Genomic DNA, 13,769 nt, shown 5'->3' with positions numbered 1-13,769 from the left:
CGCGAGACCTCGCCCGACACGCGCCTTGATCGAGACCATTGACGAGAGGCGAGTCCTCGTGCGAGCGCTGGACTGTCGGGTTTACGAAACCGGCGAACCACTGACCAGGCGCGAGATCGCACCGTTGAATATACTGCTGTTTCTCGCCGTCGTCGTGATCTGGGGACTGACGTGGTTCGCCATTCACCTTCAGGTGGGCGGCACGCCTGTAGATGTCGCGGTTTTCTGGCGGTTCGCGCTCGCGGTCCTGCTGCTCGGCGCGGGCCTGATCGTCATGGGAAAGATACGCCGCCCGCCAGGCGCGGCGGTCCCGTGGCTCGCCATCATGGGAGCCTGTCTCTTCTCGTGCAATTTCCTGGCGATCTATCGTTCGGAAACATATCTCGCAAGCGGCATGGTTTCGGTCGTCTTCAGCATGGCGACCATTCTCAACACCTTCAATCAATGGGTTTTCTTCCGTCAACGTCCTGATGCGCGCGTCCTGTGCGGTGGCCTCCTGGGTGTGTCTGGCGTGGCGCTCATGCTGGGTGGCGATATCGATGGGGGCACCCGCACGATTTTGGGCATAGGCCTGGCTCTGCTCGGCACCACGCTGTTCTCACTGGGCAATATGGTCACGAGACATCTGAAGCGTTTCGATCTCGATCTGCTCAATACGGTGTTTTACGCCATGACCTGCGGATCGCTGTTCATGGCGCTGGGCGTCCTGATCGACGGTCACAGCTTCGTCCCTCCGCTTAACGCACACTGGATCGGCGGATTGCTGTATCTCTCGATTTTCGGCACGATCGGCGGCTTTCTCTTTTACCTCGCTCTCGCGCAGCGAATCGGTGCCGACAAGGCCGCCTACACGACGATTCTATCTCCCATCATCGCCCTGGCTGTCTCGATGGTGTTTGAAAAGGCGGAATGGTCGCTTCTGATGCTCGGTGGCCTCGTCCTGATCCTGCTCGGCAACGTGCTGGCATTTGTCCGAAAAAAACCTGTTACGCAGCCTCTGGAGGTTGAACAAGGGTAGTCATGGCCGCATCGACACCGCCAGTTTTTCCGCTCAGAGGTCGGAAAATGCGGATGGATACCCGCTTCCACCAGAGGATCCTGTTGTCACTCAGGAGGCATGAGCGATGAAATCCTCTCTGCTGGCGATCCTGAGCGCCGCTTTTTTTGGCACAATTTTTCCGGGCATAGACCCGGCATCTGCCAGAGGGATCAATACGTTTCTTCCACCCGTCTTTCCGCGCCCTCCGACAGACAGGTCCTTTACAGTCACCTCCGATAAACCTGCGTCACCGGATGGCACCTTTATTGACGCGCCGCAGGACAGAATCGTCAAGCATCCGCCGCTTCGCGTCACGAAAGCGGGGAAAATCTGGAACGTTGTCCGCAATCTTCTCGGAGGTTCAGCATCGGAGACAGAGAGGCTGGGAGCGGGCGGCATGCCCGTCATGCACGACGCCGTCACTGGCTCGCCGATCGGCCAGTTCGGGGAAGCCTACGCGGCTTCCAGTCCGTTGCGCACGCGATAGCCTGTTGCGTATGCGGTCGGCCGTGGAAGAGGATGGGTTCGACGAACCCGCCAGTTGAAACAGCGCTTCGACGGGTCGATCCAGGGCGGCGGCCAGTCTGAGCGCGAGCACCGTTGAAGGAATGAAAACCCCGTTTTCGACGGTGTTGATCGTTTTCCGGCTGACGCCGACAAGGTCGGCCAGTCCGGCCTGAGTCAGGCCGAGGCGCTCCCGTTCTTCCCTGAGCGTATTGAGCAGATCTTCACGCCCGACCGTCACACTTCACCGCCCGTAATTCCTGCGTTGCAAAAGCGATGAGCGCTGCAACCAGCGCCGCTGTGATGACGACCCGCACGCCGTCCACGCATGAGAGGGAGAATATGGCCCCCACCACGCTCATGACGCTCCCGGACAGCAATGCGGCCCAGAAGCCCGCGGCAAGGCTCGTCCGACGATGATCGCGGGTGGTCTCGTCATCGAGGAGCGCGTTCAAGCGGCGCGTCCGGGGGCGCAGTCGTCCACCAAAGCCCGTCAGATTGAGCGCACCCAGCGCGAGCGTGAGAAGCCACAGGCACATCCGGGCTGGCTCGGCCGAGTGTCCCTGGCCAACCGCCATCATGGTACTGAACACGAGCAGGGTCGCCATCATGAAAAAAGAGCGGCCCTCTTCCGGGCGATCTGCTCGGCCTGCTGAATATCGTCCATATGTCACCTCAAGGTGATATGTAACCTTGAGGTGACTTCCCGTCAAGAATGCAGTTTCCAGGGATTTTCCAGCCTCGCTCCGAAAAACGCCCCACTATGTCAGCGGGTAATACCCGTATGCCCGACACTGTAACGTCCCGTCAGCGGCCAGACCGTCAGCCCGTGCGGCTCCGCCCCCACCGGGATCTGTCGTACGGCCCCGGTCTCGGTGTCGAACGCATAGACCACGTCATCAAACCGCCCTGACAGCCAAAGCAGTTTTCCATCGGCGCTGACATTGCCCATATCGGGGCTGCCGCCGCCCGGAATGGGCCAGGTCCTCACCACCTTGTCGGTTGCAAAGTCGATCACCGATACGTTGCCGGGCCCATGGCGACGGCCATGCACGTGATGCGAACCCCGATTGGCGACGTAAAGGAACCTGGCGTCCCGGCTGGGATATTCGCCGTGGGTGCCGATCCCTGTCGGAATGAAGCCGGTTTCCTGGAACGTATCGCCGTCGAGCACGAACACGCCATCCGCCATCATGTCGGCGACATAGAATTTATGACCGTTCGGCGCCGTCAGAATGTCCTGGGGCATGCCGCCCCTGGAGAGTTTCAACATCCCGAGCACCTTGCGGTTCACAGTGTCGATCTTGGCCAGATACCCCCCGAACTCGCAGGTGAAAATCGCATAGCGACCGTCGATGGAGAATCCGGCATGATTGATGCCTTTGCAGCCCGGAACATCGAGCGAACTGGTCAACTGCATCGTATGCGGATCGCGGAAATCGAGACGCTCATGCGCCTCCGCGACCACGATGGCGCTCTTGCCGTCCGGCGTGAAATACATGTTGTAAGGATCGTCCACGGCCACGTCGGGCCCGCGCTGCCCCGTGGCGGGATCAATCGGCGTCAGACTTCCGTCGGAACGGCCTTCCGCATTGTTGGTGACCCAGAGGGTTCGCAGATCCCAGCTGGGCACGACATGCTGGGGGCTGCGCCCCACCTTGATCGTATCGATGACCTTGAAGGTCGCGGGATCGATCACCGACACGCTGTTGCCGCGCAGATTGGGCACGTAGATCCGCGCCGGATCATGTGCAATGGCCGCCGGAATGTTTCCCGCCCGCGCCTCACTGTAGATATTCGACGGATCGATTACCGGAGGCATATCCGGAATGGTCTGCACGACGGAAATGGGAACCGGTGATGGCGATGGCGCGCCGGGTTGGGCGACATCCTGCGCACGCGCATATCCCGAGACGCTGAACGTGGAAATGGCGGCCAGCCCGAGAGCGGCGCCCGTGAAACGACCTAAGAAACTCATACCTGCTCCAGACAAAAACCGGCGATCATCGGACACGCTTCAGCGCATCGACCGCCGCCTGAACCTGCATATCGACACCGATCTGCCCAAGCGCCGCCGTAGCGCCTCGAGGATCGCCGCCGTAAACCCCGTCCGATATGCCCGGCAACGGGGCATGCCTCAGCGCATCTAGCCGAACCATCTGAGGATCGACCGCAAGCATCAGAGACGTATCGCTGAGATCCGCGTGTTTTCCCAAAGCCGCCCCCAGACCACGCGCACGCAGTGCCTCGGCATAACGTGTGCCGATCACGTCATAATAGGGGGCGACATAAAGCGCCTGCCCATCGCTGCCCCATTCATGAGCCAGATGCGCGCTCACTTCCTTGAGATAGGACAAATAACCACCGTGATCGGCAATAAATACCACCCTCCGAAAGCCCTGGACATGGAAGCTTTCGGCGGCACCTTCCAGCAAGCCCGTGAAGGCAGCGGGAGAAATCGAGATCGTCCCGGGAAAACGCATATGTGACGTCCGCGGATGCGTGCCGCCTTCCGGCACATATGCCACGACCGGAGCCACCAGCGTGCGACCGAGCTGCCGTGCGATGCGCTCGGCGAGAACACGTGCCCGCACATTATGCTTGCCCACGGCGATATAGGGGCCACTCTGTTCCGTCCCGCCGACCGGAATAATGATCGTATCCGTCCCCGACCGGAGCGCTGAAGCAATTTCCGTCCAGGTCATATGCTCGAACATCACGTCGGGAGCCGTTTGCGCGACCGCGGCAGGACAGGACGCTACCCAGCCCAAGATGACCAGAAACGCAGACATCAGGCCATTGGCAAAATGAGAAGAACGAGACACCCAGTCACCTGCCTGGCCAGACACTATCGAAACCATGACGTGTGTAGTCTTTCCTTAACCAACTGGCCAGAGACAGCGCACCAAAGACGGGCGCACAAGAGACGGGCGCATCCGTCGCGGCTCTTGTATTCTGACCGTTGATCCCGCACGCGTTGATCCCGCACATGTCTGGGCGCGATATCCGCCGCGCTGTTCTTCAGTCCCACCACAGGAAAGGCTATTTCTGGTGACAGGTACCGAGACCTCCTTCGCACCCTTTTTCATGACACAGGATCCGATCGACAGCATCGCCCACCTCATCCAGGTGGCCCTCACGCCCGTCTTCATGCTGTCGGGCGTGGCGTCGCTGCTGACCCTGTGCAATACCCGGCTCGCGCGCGTTTCGGATCATATGGAAGACGTGACGCATCGCATCGACAGCGATGAAGGAACCGACGCGCAAACGCATGCGCGGCTGGTGAGACATCAAATTCGGCTGAGACGACGCATTTTCGTTCTGGACTGCTCAATTGTCCTGGGTGGAATCGGCGGTGCATCGACCTGCGGTGCGGCTCTGGCCCTGTTTCTCGGTAGCCTGCACGATAGTCAGACCATTTCATGGCTGATTTTTCTGTTCGGCGCAGCCCTGTCATGCACCGTCGGCGCGCTTGCCGTGTTTCTGGTGGACACCGGGCTTGCTTGGCATGGTCTTCGCCGCGATGGCGTACTGCCTCGTCCAAGCCCTGCTTCGAGCAATAAATAGAAAGCTTCGCGGCATGACGCGAACTTTTAATAATGAAGCCTCGAAAAGAGTTTTTTTCTTGAATGATGTTCCTAATATCCATGCATTGCATGCGTAGCTGACCAGCGTTGGCTCGCGTTGCTTTCCCGACAGAGCATAGGCATCTCCCTGCCGCGAACGACTTCGCTACAGGAGAATCAACATGCACACCATGAGCCTTATCGCTCTTCTCGCCCACCCGGTTCAGTCACTTTCGGAACTTGCCATGCTTGCTTTTATTCCCGCGACGGCAGCTCTTCTTGTGGCCACGCTGGCCGCTGACCGTACGGCGTGAGGCTTTTACCAAAAGCCTCATTTCTTTTATTTAGAGCATAACGTTTACCATTTATTCACATTCTCCTGCTTATGATGCTCACCTCCTGAGGGAGGAAGAGACGCATGAGAGTGACTGAAGCGGCACGGTTACTGACTACGGGATATGTTTCCGCCGATTTCCTCTGGCAGATGACTACGACGCCTGAACGCGTCGTCATCGCGCTGCTGGCCGGTCGCCCGGACTGGTTACCTGCCCGAACTTCCACACCGACTGAAGCTTGGGACGTGCTCAATGCACGCTACCGTCGTCTGCTGCTTCGTCGTGCACCGCATCATATCCAACGTTGCCTTCCCGAGCGCGCTGCTTACGGTGTGACCGGCGCCATCAATCCAAGATCGAGCTTGTGCCCGTTGGAATAGTTCAGACCACGCACGCGTCCGTATTCCACGAGGCTATGCCCGCGTTGCGCGAGAGCCGCACGAAGCCTCGCCTCGTCGCGACGATCTACGAGAACCAGCGCACATTCGCCATGTGTCGCCAATTCTTCGGCAGCGGCATCGAGACCGAGAAGACGAATCTGCGTGCCGACGAGAAACGCGAGACTGGGCTCCGAATAGGACACTGAAATCAGTCTCGCATCCGCGCAGGGCTTGAAATCGGCATAAAGAGCCGCAGCGCGGGGTGCCAGACGAATGGTATCCAGGTTGGGAATGACGGTGATGAAGAGACCGACATGAATGACCGCCGCCGCCGCTAGCGCGGCCATCGTCGCGCGCAGACGCTGACCCATCCATAAAAGACGAATGGCCAGCAGGACGGGCAGGAGCGCTCCCAGCGTCGCGACGATATTCGCCGTCTCGATACGATGCTCCAGAAGCCATAATGCGCCCATCCCCACGAAACAGAACGCCACGGAAAGCACGCCCCACAGGACAACGTAGCCGTTCATGAGCCAGCGCACGGCCCGGTGACGCGCCACGACCGGCCCCCACACCGTGAGCGTCGCCGCCGTCAGAATTGCGATCGCCGGATAGGTCGGCAGCACGTAATGCGGCAGTTTCGTCGCGATCAGTTCGAAAACAAGCCAATGCGGCGCGATCCAGCAGAGCAGAAACCGCACACGGGGTTCACGCCGCCATTTCCAGATCGCGGGCAAACCCAGAACCGTAAATGCCGCGCCGGGCCAGAACGCGATTCCAAAAACCGCCAGATAATAACCGGGCCACATGCCATGCGCTTCCTGCGCATGGCCGATCTTCCCCAGAAAATTACGACCGACCGCGCGATGAAAGAAATCGCCGTGGCTGATCACCCCGATCGCAATGCACCAGGGCAGGACGATGGCCACGCTGACCAGCCATCCCCATGTGGGGCGCAGTCGCTTCCACCAGACGCACTCGCGCTCAACCAGCAGAAGGGCCAGAGGTGTTCCAAACGCCGGTATGAGAACGACCGGCCCCTTCAACATCAGGCCAGAACCCAGTGCGATCCAGTAGAGCAGCGCCGTGACGATGCCCGTCGGACGTTGCGCAAGCCGATCGAGATAGGCGGCAAGCAAGGCTGTCTCGATCAGCAGGATATCAAGCAGCAGGACCGTATCTATGGTCGCCATGCGCCCTTCGGCGCCCATCAAGGTTGAGACGGCCAGCAATCCGGCAGCCACCAGCCCCGCTGCGCCGCCGAACAGCACCGCACCAAGATAGGCCGTGAGAGTTACGGCGCCGGTAACGGCGATAAGGCTGGGAATGCGGTAGGGCCACGCCTGATGTCGTGCACCAGGACCGCCCAAAAGCTTTTCCGCACCCGCTTCCAGCCAGTAGATCCCGGCGGGTTGAAGATAGCGCGGCTGATCGAGAAAACGGACGTCGATGAAATTGCCCGTCTCCAGCATCTGCGCCGAAGCTTCCATATAGCGCGGCTCGTCGCGATCGAGCGGCGGAAGCGTCATCCGCCCAGGCAGGAAAAGACAGAAGGTCACCAGTGCGACTGCGAGATAATGCCGCCATGTCAGCCTGAGAGCCGACCGCAACCGTCAGCGCTCCGTCACGTGACGCGGCAGATGTGTGCGCGAGAGCAGCCACATAACGCCCAGGAGATCGCGGATACCCACCAGCGCACGATTGAAATTGGTATATTTGGACTGCCCGTGAAGGCGCGCGCGGTGCTTCGTCTCAACACAGATCAGCGGCGCGTCATAGGCGCCGAGCAGAGCCGGAAGAAACCGGTGCAGACCTTCGAATTGTGGCAGACGCAGAAACGCCTGACGGGCGAAAATCTTCATCGGAGCCCCGGTATCGGGACATCCATCCCGCAGCAGACGACGTCGTAGACCATTCGCGAAGCGGGTCGCCAGGCGACGCGAAAGGCGATCATTACGTTTAAGACGCACGCCGACGACCAGTGGTTCGGGAAGGCCCGCATTCTGAGCCTGACGCAGCATATCGATCAAAGCCGCGGGATTATCCTGCCCGTCGCCATCAAGCGTCGCGATCCAATGTCCGTTTGCCGCTTCGATCCCGGTCCTGAGCGCCGCAGACTTGCCCAGCCGGCGATCATGACTCAAAATTCTGAGCTGGGGCAGAACCGTAGCACGCGCCTCTTCGAGCGACGAAACGGTCCGGTCCGTGCTGCCATCATCAACGAAAACAACTTCAGTCCGCGGGAGCGATCGCAAGACAGAGGCAAGCTCGCCACAGACCGGAAGAATATTTTCCGCCTCGTTCAGGACGGCGACAACAATGGAAAGCTGAATATCCACGACCGCTGATTGCGGTGGAACGCGGCCTCAGGCCGCGTTCTGGCCCGAAGAAGAGGGCTGGTTTGCCGCGCGCAGGGCATTCGGAAGAGATCCGAGCGCCTTGTCCACCAGTGCGGCCCCGACATCGGGATGATTCGAGAGATGCAGCATCAGAACTTCTCGCGCGACTTCCGTGGCGAGGGCACTCGCCTTTTCACGTACATTCTGGATGGCCGCGCGTTCCGATGCCGCGATGCGATCACGCGCCATCTGCTCGCGCCGCGACGCGACGTTTTCCGCCTCGCGACGTGCATTCTCCGCCATCTGCGCCGCTTCAGCCTGCGAACGCTCGATCATGAGCGCGGCATCCGCCAGAGCCTGCTCACGCTCGCGCGTGGCAGCTTCAAGCATTTTTTCCGCTTCACGACGCAGCTTGCCAGCCTCATCAAGCTCGTGACGGACCTGCTCGGCACGCGCGTCAAGCTGGGCCGTGATCGTCTGCCAGAGTCTGCGTCCGAAAATGACGAAGAACAGAACGAAAGACAGCGCCACATAAAAACGTTGGTCGTGAAACATTGCCCGTCCCTTTACCGGCTGACCCGCGCGACGTGTTTTCCCACGAAAGCGGCAATCGCGCCTTCTGCCACCGGTTCCACGCTATCACCGGCGGGTTGAAGCATTTTGGCGGTCAGAACGCGGGCGGTATCGTTCACGATACCAGGCAGACTGTCGGAGGCCGCGCGATAGGACGCGGCAATGCGCTCCTCAGCCGCGGCGACATCTGCCTGCAGACGGCGCCCCATCTCTTTGGTCTGCGCCTCGGCGGCGATGCGCGCGTCCTGCACAACCTTATCGAGATTGGCCTGGGCCTGCGCCGCCGCGTCGTGCTTCGCCTTGCGCAGTTCGTCGATCGCATGATCGGCGTCCTTGCGGGCACGCCGTGCGATATCGAGATCGCCCTCGACACGCTTCCGACGGTGAGCCAGAACCGTTTCGATTTTCGGAAGCGCCGAGCGGCTCAACAGAATATAGAAAACCGCAAAGATCAGCGCGCCCCACACGATCTGCCACAGCAGATAGGGGCTTGCGAAATCAAGCTGCGGCATGCCGGCCGCCCAGGCGTTCCCCGGCAGGGAGCCGAGCGCAATTGCCGCGGCGAGCGAAGCGTTCAGCTTGCGTGAGGGAATCAGCATGAGAGCGGCCAGCTCCGGATCAGACGAACAGGATCAGGAAGGCGATCAGCAGAGCGAACAGCGCGACGGCTTCCGTCAGCGCAAAACCGAGCATGCCGAGACCGAAAACATGCGGGCGGGCCGCCGGATTGCGCGCGATCGAGCTGACCAGCGTCGAGAAGATGTTGCCGAGGCCGATGCCGACACCGGCAAGAGCGATGACTGCAATGCCGGCGCCGATTTCACGAGCAGCAGAGACGTCCATGATCGAAGTTCCTTCGTTGAAAAAACAGTAAAAGTGAAGCGTTCGGGGCGAGGCTTAGTGAGCCACAGCCTCGCGCAGATAGATGCAGGTCAGGATCGCAAACACATAGGCCTGCAGAACGCCCACCAGCAATTCGAGCGCCGTCAGCGCGACATCAATGGCCACCGGCGCCACGGCAATTGTCTTGCCCAGAACACCAAGCCCGGCCAGCATGATCGCAAAGCCAGCGAAAACCTCAAGCAGAACGTGCCCCGCCATCATATTGGCGAAAAGTCGGATCGACAGGCTGACCGGCCGCGAGAGGAAAGAGAGAATTTCGATCGGAATCAGAAGCGGCGCGAGCCAGACCGGCGCGCCCTGCGGCATGAAATGCGCGAAGAACTTCATGCCCTGATAGCGAAACGACGCCAGGAGAGCCACGATGAACACCATCATGGCCATCGCGAACGTCACGACGATATGGCTGGTAAAGGTGAACGAATAGGGCAGAAGGCCCAGATAGTTACCCGCCAGAATGAAGAAGAAGATCGCGAAAACAAACGGAAAGAACTTCGTTCCGTTCTCGCCGATCGTCTCGACCGCCATGTTGTGGATGAATTCGTAACCCATTTCGGCCGCGGCCTGAAAACGTCCCGGCACGACGGCCGCCGGGCGCATGCCGACATACAGAAAGGCCAGAACAAGAACGACGGCCACGATCATATACGCAGGCGACTGGCTGAAGTGCAGCACATTGCCGAGTTCACCGAGGAACGGGTGCAACTCGAACTGGCCGAGCGCGTCAATCGTTGGTTCGGACGCCAATGCTGGCTCTCCTGCTACTCTGCACACACAAAATGCCCTCCCCCTGCAAAGGAAGGACCGCATCAACCCGCCAGCGAGACTGCTTCAGGACGCCTTGTCGCTGTTCTGCAGAGCGACACGCAACACATTCAGCATTCCTGCCGCACTCCCCAGCAACGAGAACAGGATGAGAAAAAGCGCCCGAAATCCAAGCCAGCGATCGAGCGCGTAGCCCACCGCCACTCCGACTGCAAGCCCCGCGACCAGTTCCGTTCCAAGACGCAACGCCATTCCCAGTGCGGACATATCCCGCGCTGAAACCGACTGTTCCGAAGAACCATTCCGACCACGTGCGCCGGACAATTTCGCCTCCGCAGCCGCCAGCCGCCTGTCAAAGCCGCTGACATCGCTTTCCGGCGCCGGTTTTGCTTCCCGGTCATCGCCCTGCGCGTTCACAATCCCGCATCCCGTCGTGCCACCCCGAAAGGCGAACACGAGTGTCGGCGCTTGCTACCGACCCTGTTTCCCCCTGTCAACGTTCTGACCCCTCCAAAAAGGATGACCGTTCCGTTTCATGTCCGTTCACAGTGTATTTCCTGTCATTCATGGACGCGGTCGCGCGTCTCGCCCGCAAGATCACGACGGGTGCGGTCGAGTTCCTCGGCATATCGCCTCAACGCATGCTGCTCGGTAAGGATGCCGACGATCTGCCGCGATTCGCGATCTTCCACGACGACGAGGGCATCGGCCTCGGCCCGTTCCAGAGCTTCCACGGCTTCACGCACATTCATCGTCGGCGTCAACATGTCCCGGGCGTGCTGGGCCAGCGCGCCAATCGTGGCGTTGGCGTCGCGATGCCCCATATGGAGATCCGCGACGGATACGAGGCCGACATATCGCCCTGCCCCGTCGATCACGGCCAGCCGCTGGGCCGAGCCAAGCGGGTAGAGGGTGCGCGCGCGTTGCAGCGTGGTGTCGACCGGAAGCGTGCGAAGATCCTCACGCATCATACGCCGGACGTTGAGCGATCGCATCCAGCCGATATCCACAGCCGAGCGGATGGATTCCCCTCGCAGGTGGAAACGCCAGGTCGCAAAGGAATAGCCGAACAGGCGACGGACCGTCAGAAGGGAGAGCACGCTCGCCAGCAGCACGCCGCCACTGGCCGAAATGTCACCCGTCGTTTCCAAAGCCAGACAGACCATCGTCATGGGGCTGCCGACGACCGCAACGGACATCGCGCTCATGCCCATCAGCGCACAGGCGGCCGGTGAAAGCCCGTGATAGCCGAGCACGTCCAGAGTTTGACCCGCCAGACTTCCCGCGAGCACGCCGAGATAAAGAGACGCGAAAAAGAGGCCGCCCCGAAAACCGGAGCCGATCGAAATGCTGGACGCCAGCGCTTTGAGCAGCAGGAGCGCGCCCGCGGTGGCGAGAGTCAACTGACCATCAAATGCGACACGCATGGCGGCATGCCCGGCTGAAAGGACCGACGGCGAAAGAACGGCCATCGCCCCGACCATGAGGCCGCCCAATGCGGGATGCAGCCAACGCGGGACAGGCAGGCGCGAAAACATGGCTTCCGTCGCGGCCACCGATTTCATGATCGCGATCGCCATCAGAGCCGCGAAAACGGCGATCACGATGATCTGGATGTCACTGGAGACCGTCAGGCGGTCATGTTCGGGAATGACCACGGCGGGCGCGACGTTTCCGCATAGTCGCGTGACGGTCACGGCACAGAGCGAGGCCACCGCGACCGGAGCGAGATTGACCAGCGCGTAGGCGCCGATCACGAGTTCGAACGCATAGAACGCGCCCGCGACCGGCGCATCGAACGCGGCGCCGATCGCCGCCCCGGCCCCGCAGCCCACCAGAATGCGCATGTCCTGCCGCCGGACGCGGAACAGACGACCCGCCCAGGAACCGAAGGCCGCCGCGATCTGGCTGAAGCCCGCCTCGAGGCCGATGGACGCCCCTCCGCCGTTCGACAGCGCCGTCTCGGCCGCGACGATCAGACTGTCGCGCACCGACATCCGACCGCCGTGCAGGGCATTGGCCTCGATGGGATCGACAGGCCGACGCTTCATCCACGGCGCGATGCACAGCATCAGCATGCCCAGGGCGAGGCCGCCCGCCACAGGCCCCATGACGGCCCGCCATGGCGGCAGGGAAACAAGGCCCGAGAGTCGACCCTCCGTGTGAAGGGCGAAAAGCAGCCTGTGCATCCAGAGTGTCGAACGCGTCATGGCGACGACGCACAATCCGGCGAGCGCCCCCACGCCCGCGGCGAGAACCGTGAGCCAGATTTCATCGGCCCGCACCAGCGCGCGCCAGCGTCGGGGCGCATGCCAGAGCCAACGGGAGCGGTCGTGAGAAGACGGCGCCACATGTTCGACAGGGGGGGCGGTATCTGGGCCGGGGATGGGCGCGGGCGGAGGCAAAATGTCTCCCACGGTATGGGTCTCGTCTGGCAATCCAGGAACGCGCATGGCGACGGGTTTATTTGACGCTAGGGGTTATGTCGATAAACCACAAAGGAAACATTCGCGACATCGGCAACGGGAGTAAATGGCGATATGCGTCTCAACGTGATCGAGCGCGATCCGGATCATGATAGCCGCGCGACGCCTGTCGTCTTCATTCACGGCCTGTTCGGTCGCGCCCGCAATCTGAGCTTCCTGCAAAGGCAGGCCGCAAAGACGCGCCGGACGCTGGCCCTCGATCTGCGCAGCCATGGCGCAAGCCCGCACGGCAAGCTCGATTACATGGCCATGGTCGGCGATGTGATGGAGACGCTGGGGGCGTATGACGCCCTTCCCGCGATTCTCGTCGGGCATTCGATGGGCGGCAAGGTCGCCATGGCGCTGGCGCTGCAACATCCCGAACGCGTCGCGGGGTTGCTGGTGGGGGACATCGCTCCCGCCCGTACGGGACATGGCCAGAGCACGCTGGGCGAGGCCATGCTGCGCCTCAACTTCCCGCCGCATCTCGACCGCAAGGAGGCGCTCGTCCTGCTCGGTTCGGTCGTCCCTCGCGAGGACATGCGCAATCTGATGCTCCAGAATCTGCGCCTTGACGATCCGCCGGGATGGGAAATCGGCTTGCAGGAAATCGTCGATTCGATGCCCAACATCGAGAACTGGCCCTATGTGCCCGAAGGGCATGTTTATAACGGCCCGACGCTCTTCATCCGGGGCGAGCGCTCACCCTATATCCGCCCCGAACATTATCCCGTGATGGCGCGGCTGTTCCCGCATTACCGCCTCGAGACCATTCCCGGCGTCGGACACTGGCTCCATGCCGAAAATCCCCAGCGCTTCTCCGAACTGATGCTCGCCTTCCTCAAGGACATTCCCTGAGAGAACATTCCCTGACGTGATCTCCCGCGCTCATGCGGCAAGTGA

At 61.2% G+C, this 13,769-nt stretch carries 17 protein-coding genes; 5 read left to right on the top strand and 12 right to left on the bottom strand.

The features are described 5' to 3' along the window. Positions 1 to 25 precede the first annotated feature (25 nt). Entirely contained in the window at positions 26 to 1,018 is a 993-nt protein-coding gene (locus tag PWM43_RS00610) for a DMT family transporter (RefSeq protein WP_289840637.1), read from the top strand. A 382-nt stretch (positions 1,019 to 1,400) separates the two neighbouring features. On the opposite strand, the gene PWM43_RS00605 is transcribed toward PWM43_RS00610, so the two are convergent. From PWM43_RS00605 to PWM43_RS00590, 4 genes are all read right to left on the bottom strand, one after another. Further along, positions 1,401 to 1,784, bottom strand: coding sequence for a helix-turn-helix transcriptional regulator (locus PWM43_RS00605; protein ID WP_289840636.1), 384 nt, complete (start codon positions 1,782 to 1,784; stop codon positions 1,401 to 1,403). Next, positions 1,768 to 2,154, bottom strand: coding sequence for a hypothetical protein (locus tag PWM43_RS00600; protein ID WP_289840635.1), 387 nt, complete (start codon positions 2,152 to 2,154; stop codon positions 1,768 to 1,770). Before PWM43_RS00600 ends, PWM43_RS00605 begins: the two co-directional genes overlap by 17 nt. Before the next feature lie 155 nt (positions 2,155 to 2,309). Next, positions 2,310 to 3,521, bottom strand: coding sequence for a YncE family protein (locus tag PWM43_RS00595; RefSeq protein ID WP_289840634.1), 1,212 nt, complete (start codon positions 3,519 to 3,521; stop codon positions 2,310 to 2,312). 25 nt (positions 3,522 to 3,546) lie between these two features. Beyond that, the gene (locus PWM43_RS00590) at positions 3,547 to 4,335 is read right to left on the bottom strand and encodes a creatininase family protein (RefSeq protein ID WP_394356015.1); all 789 of its coding nucleotides are present in this window, start codon (positions 4,333 to 4,335) and stop codon (positions 3,547 to 3,549) included. Positions 4,336 to 4,630: 295 nt separating this feature from the next. On the opposite strand from PWM43_RS00590, the gene PWM43_RS00585 reads away from it, so the two are divergent. The 3 genes from PWM43_RS00585 to PWM43_RS00575 all read left to right on the top strand — a co-directional run bounded on the left by PWM43_RS00585 (position 4,631) and on the right by PWM43_RS00575 (position 5,824). Further along, positions 4,631 to 5,110, top strand: coding sequence for a DUF2721 domain-containing protein (locus PWM43_RS00585; protein WP_289841132.1), 480 nt, complete (start codon positions 4,631 to 4,633; stop codon positions 5,108 to 5,110). Between the two features lie 181 nt (positions 5,111 to 5,291). After that, on the top strand, positions 5,292 to 5,423 hold the full coding sequence (locus tag PWM43_RS00580; protein ID WP_289840632.1) for a hypothetical protein: 132 nt from the start codon (positions 5,292 to 5,294) through the stop codon (positions 5,421 to 5,423). 104 nt (positions 5,424 to 5,527) lie between these two features. Then, on the top strand, positions 5,528 to 5,824 hold the full coding sequence (locus tag PWM43_RS00575; RefSeq protein WP_289840631.1) for a hypothetical protein: 297 nt from the start codon (positions 5,528 to 5,530) through the stop codon (positions 5,822 to 5,824). Here the strand turns inward: PWM43_RS00575 and PWM43_RS00570 are convergent. The 8 genes from PWM43_RS00570 to PWM43_RS00535 all read right to left on the bottom strand — a co-directional run bounded on the left by PWM43_RS00570 (position 5,770) and on the right by PWM43_RS00535 (position 12,854). Further along, positions 5,770 to 7,434 carry an ArnT family glycosyltransferase gene (locus tag PWM43_RS00570; protein WP_289840630.1) on the bottom strand — a complete coding sequence of 555 codons (1,665 nt, stop codon included), beginning with the start codon at positions 7,432 to 7,434 and terminating at the stop codon, positions 5,770 to 5,772. The two genes, PWM43_RS00575 and PWM43_RS00570, sit on opposite strands and share 55 nt — an antisense overlap. 3 nt (positions 7,435 to 7,437) lie before the next feature. After that, on the bottom strand, positions 7,438 to 8,163 hold the full coding sequence (locus tag PWM43_RS00565; RefSeq protein WP_289840629.1) for a glycosyltransferase family 2 protein: 726 nt from the start codon (positions 8,161 to 8,163) through the stop codon (positions 7,438 to 7,440). Between the two features lie 27 nt (positions 8,164 to 8,190). Then, entirely contained in the window at positions 8,191 to 8,718 is a 528-nt protein-coding gene (locus PWM43_RS00560) for an ATP synthase F0 subunit B (RefSeq protein ID WP_289840628.1), read from the bottom strand. An 11-nt stretch (positions 8,719 to 8,729) separates the two neighbouring features. Beyond that, complete coding sequence (locus tag PWM43_RS00555; protein WP_289840627.1) at positions 8,730 to 9,335, bottom strand: F0F1 ATP synthase subunit B family protein; 606 nt, start codon at positions 9,333 to 9,335, stop codon at positions 8,730 to 8,732. A gap of 19 nt (positions 9,336 to 9,354) precedes the next feature. Then, complete coding sequence (locus PWM43_RS00550) at positions 9,355 to 9,579, bottom strand: ATP synthase subunit C family protein (protein ID WP_023977841.1); 225 nt, start codon at positions 9,577 to 9,579, stop codon at positions 9,355 to 9,357. Positions 9,580 to 9,633: 54 nt separating this feature from the next. Then, positions 9,634 to 10,383: a F0F1 ATP synthase subunit A gene (locus PWM43_RS00545; protein WP_289840626.1), complete on the bottom strand. Its 750-nt coding sequence runs from the start codon at positions 10,381 to 10,383 to the stop codon at positions 9,634 to 9,636. Positions 10,384 to 10,467: 84 nt separating this feature from the next. Further along, positions 10,468 to 10,857 carry an AtpZ/AtpI family protein gene (locus tag PWM43_RS00540; protein WP_289840625.1) on the bottom strand — a complete coding sequence of 130 codons (390 nt, stop codon included), beginning with the start codon at positions 10,855 to 10,857 and terminating at the stop codon, positions 10,468 to 10,470. Positions 10,858 to 10,961: 104 nt separating this feature from the next. Next, positions 10,962 to 12,854 carry a chloride channel protein gene (locus PWM43_RS00535; RefSeq protein ID WP_289840624.1) on the bottom strand — a complete coding sequence of 631 codons (1,893 nt, stop codon included), beginning with the start codon at positions 12,852 to 12,854 and terminating at the stop codon, positions 10,962 to 10,964. Between the two features lie 87 nt (positions 12,855 to 12,941). Here PWM43_RS00535 and PWM43_RS00530 point away from each other — a divergent pair, with 87 nt between their 5' ends. Next, the gene (locus PWM43_RS00530) at positions 12,942 to 13,724 is read left to right on the top strand and encodes an alpha/beta fold hydrolase (protein ID WP_289840623.1); all 783 of its coding nucleotides are present in this window, start codon (positions 12,942 to 12,944) and stop codon (positions 13,722 to 13,724) included. Positions 13,725 to 13,769 lie beyond the last annotated feature (45 nt).

Source organism: Brytella acorum (genome assembly GCF_029309905.1).
GTDB classification, from domain to species: Bacteria; Pseudomonadota; Alphaproteobacteria; order Acetobacterales; family Acetobacteraceae; genus Brytella; species Brytella acorum.
Note: the sequence above shows the minus strand (reverse complement) of the source record. Positions and strands in the feature narration are given on the sequence as shown.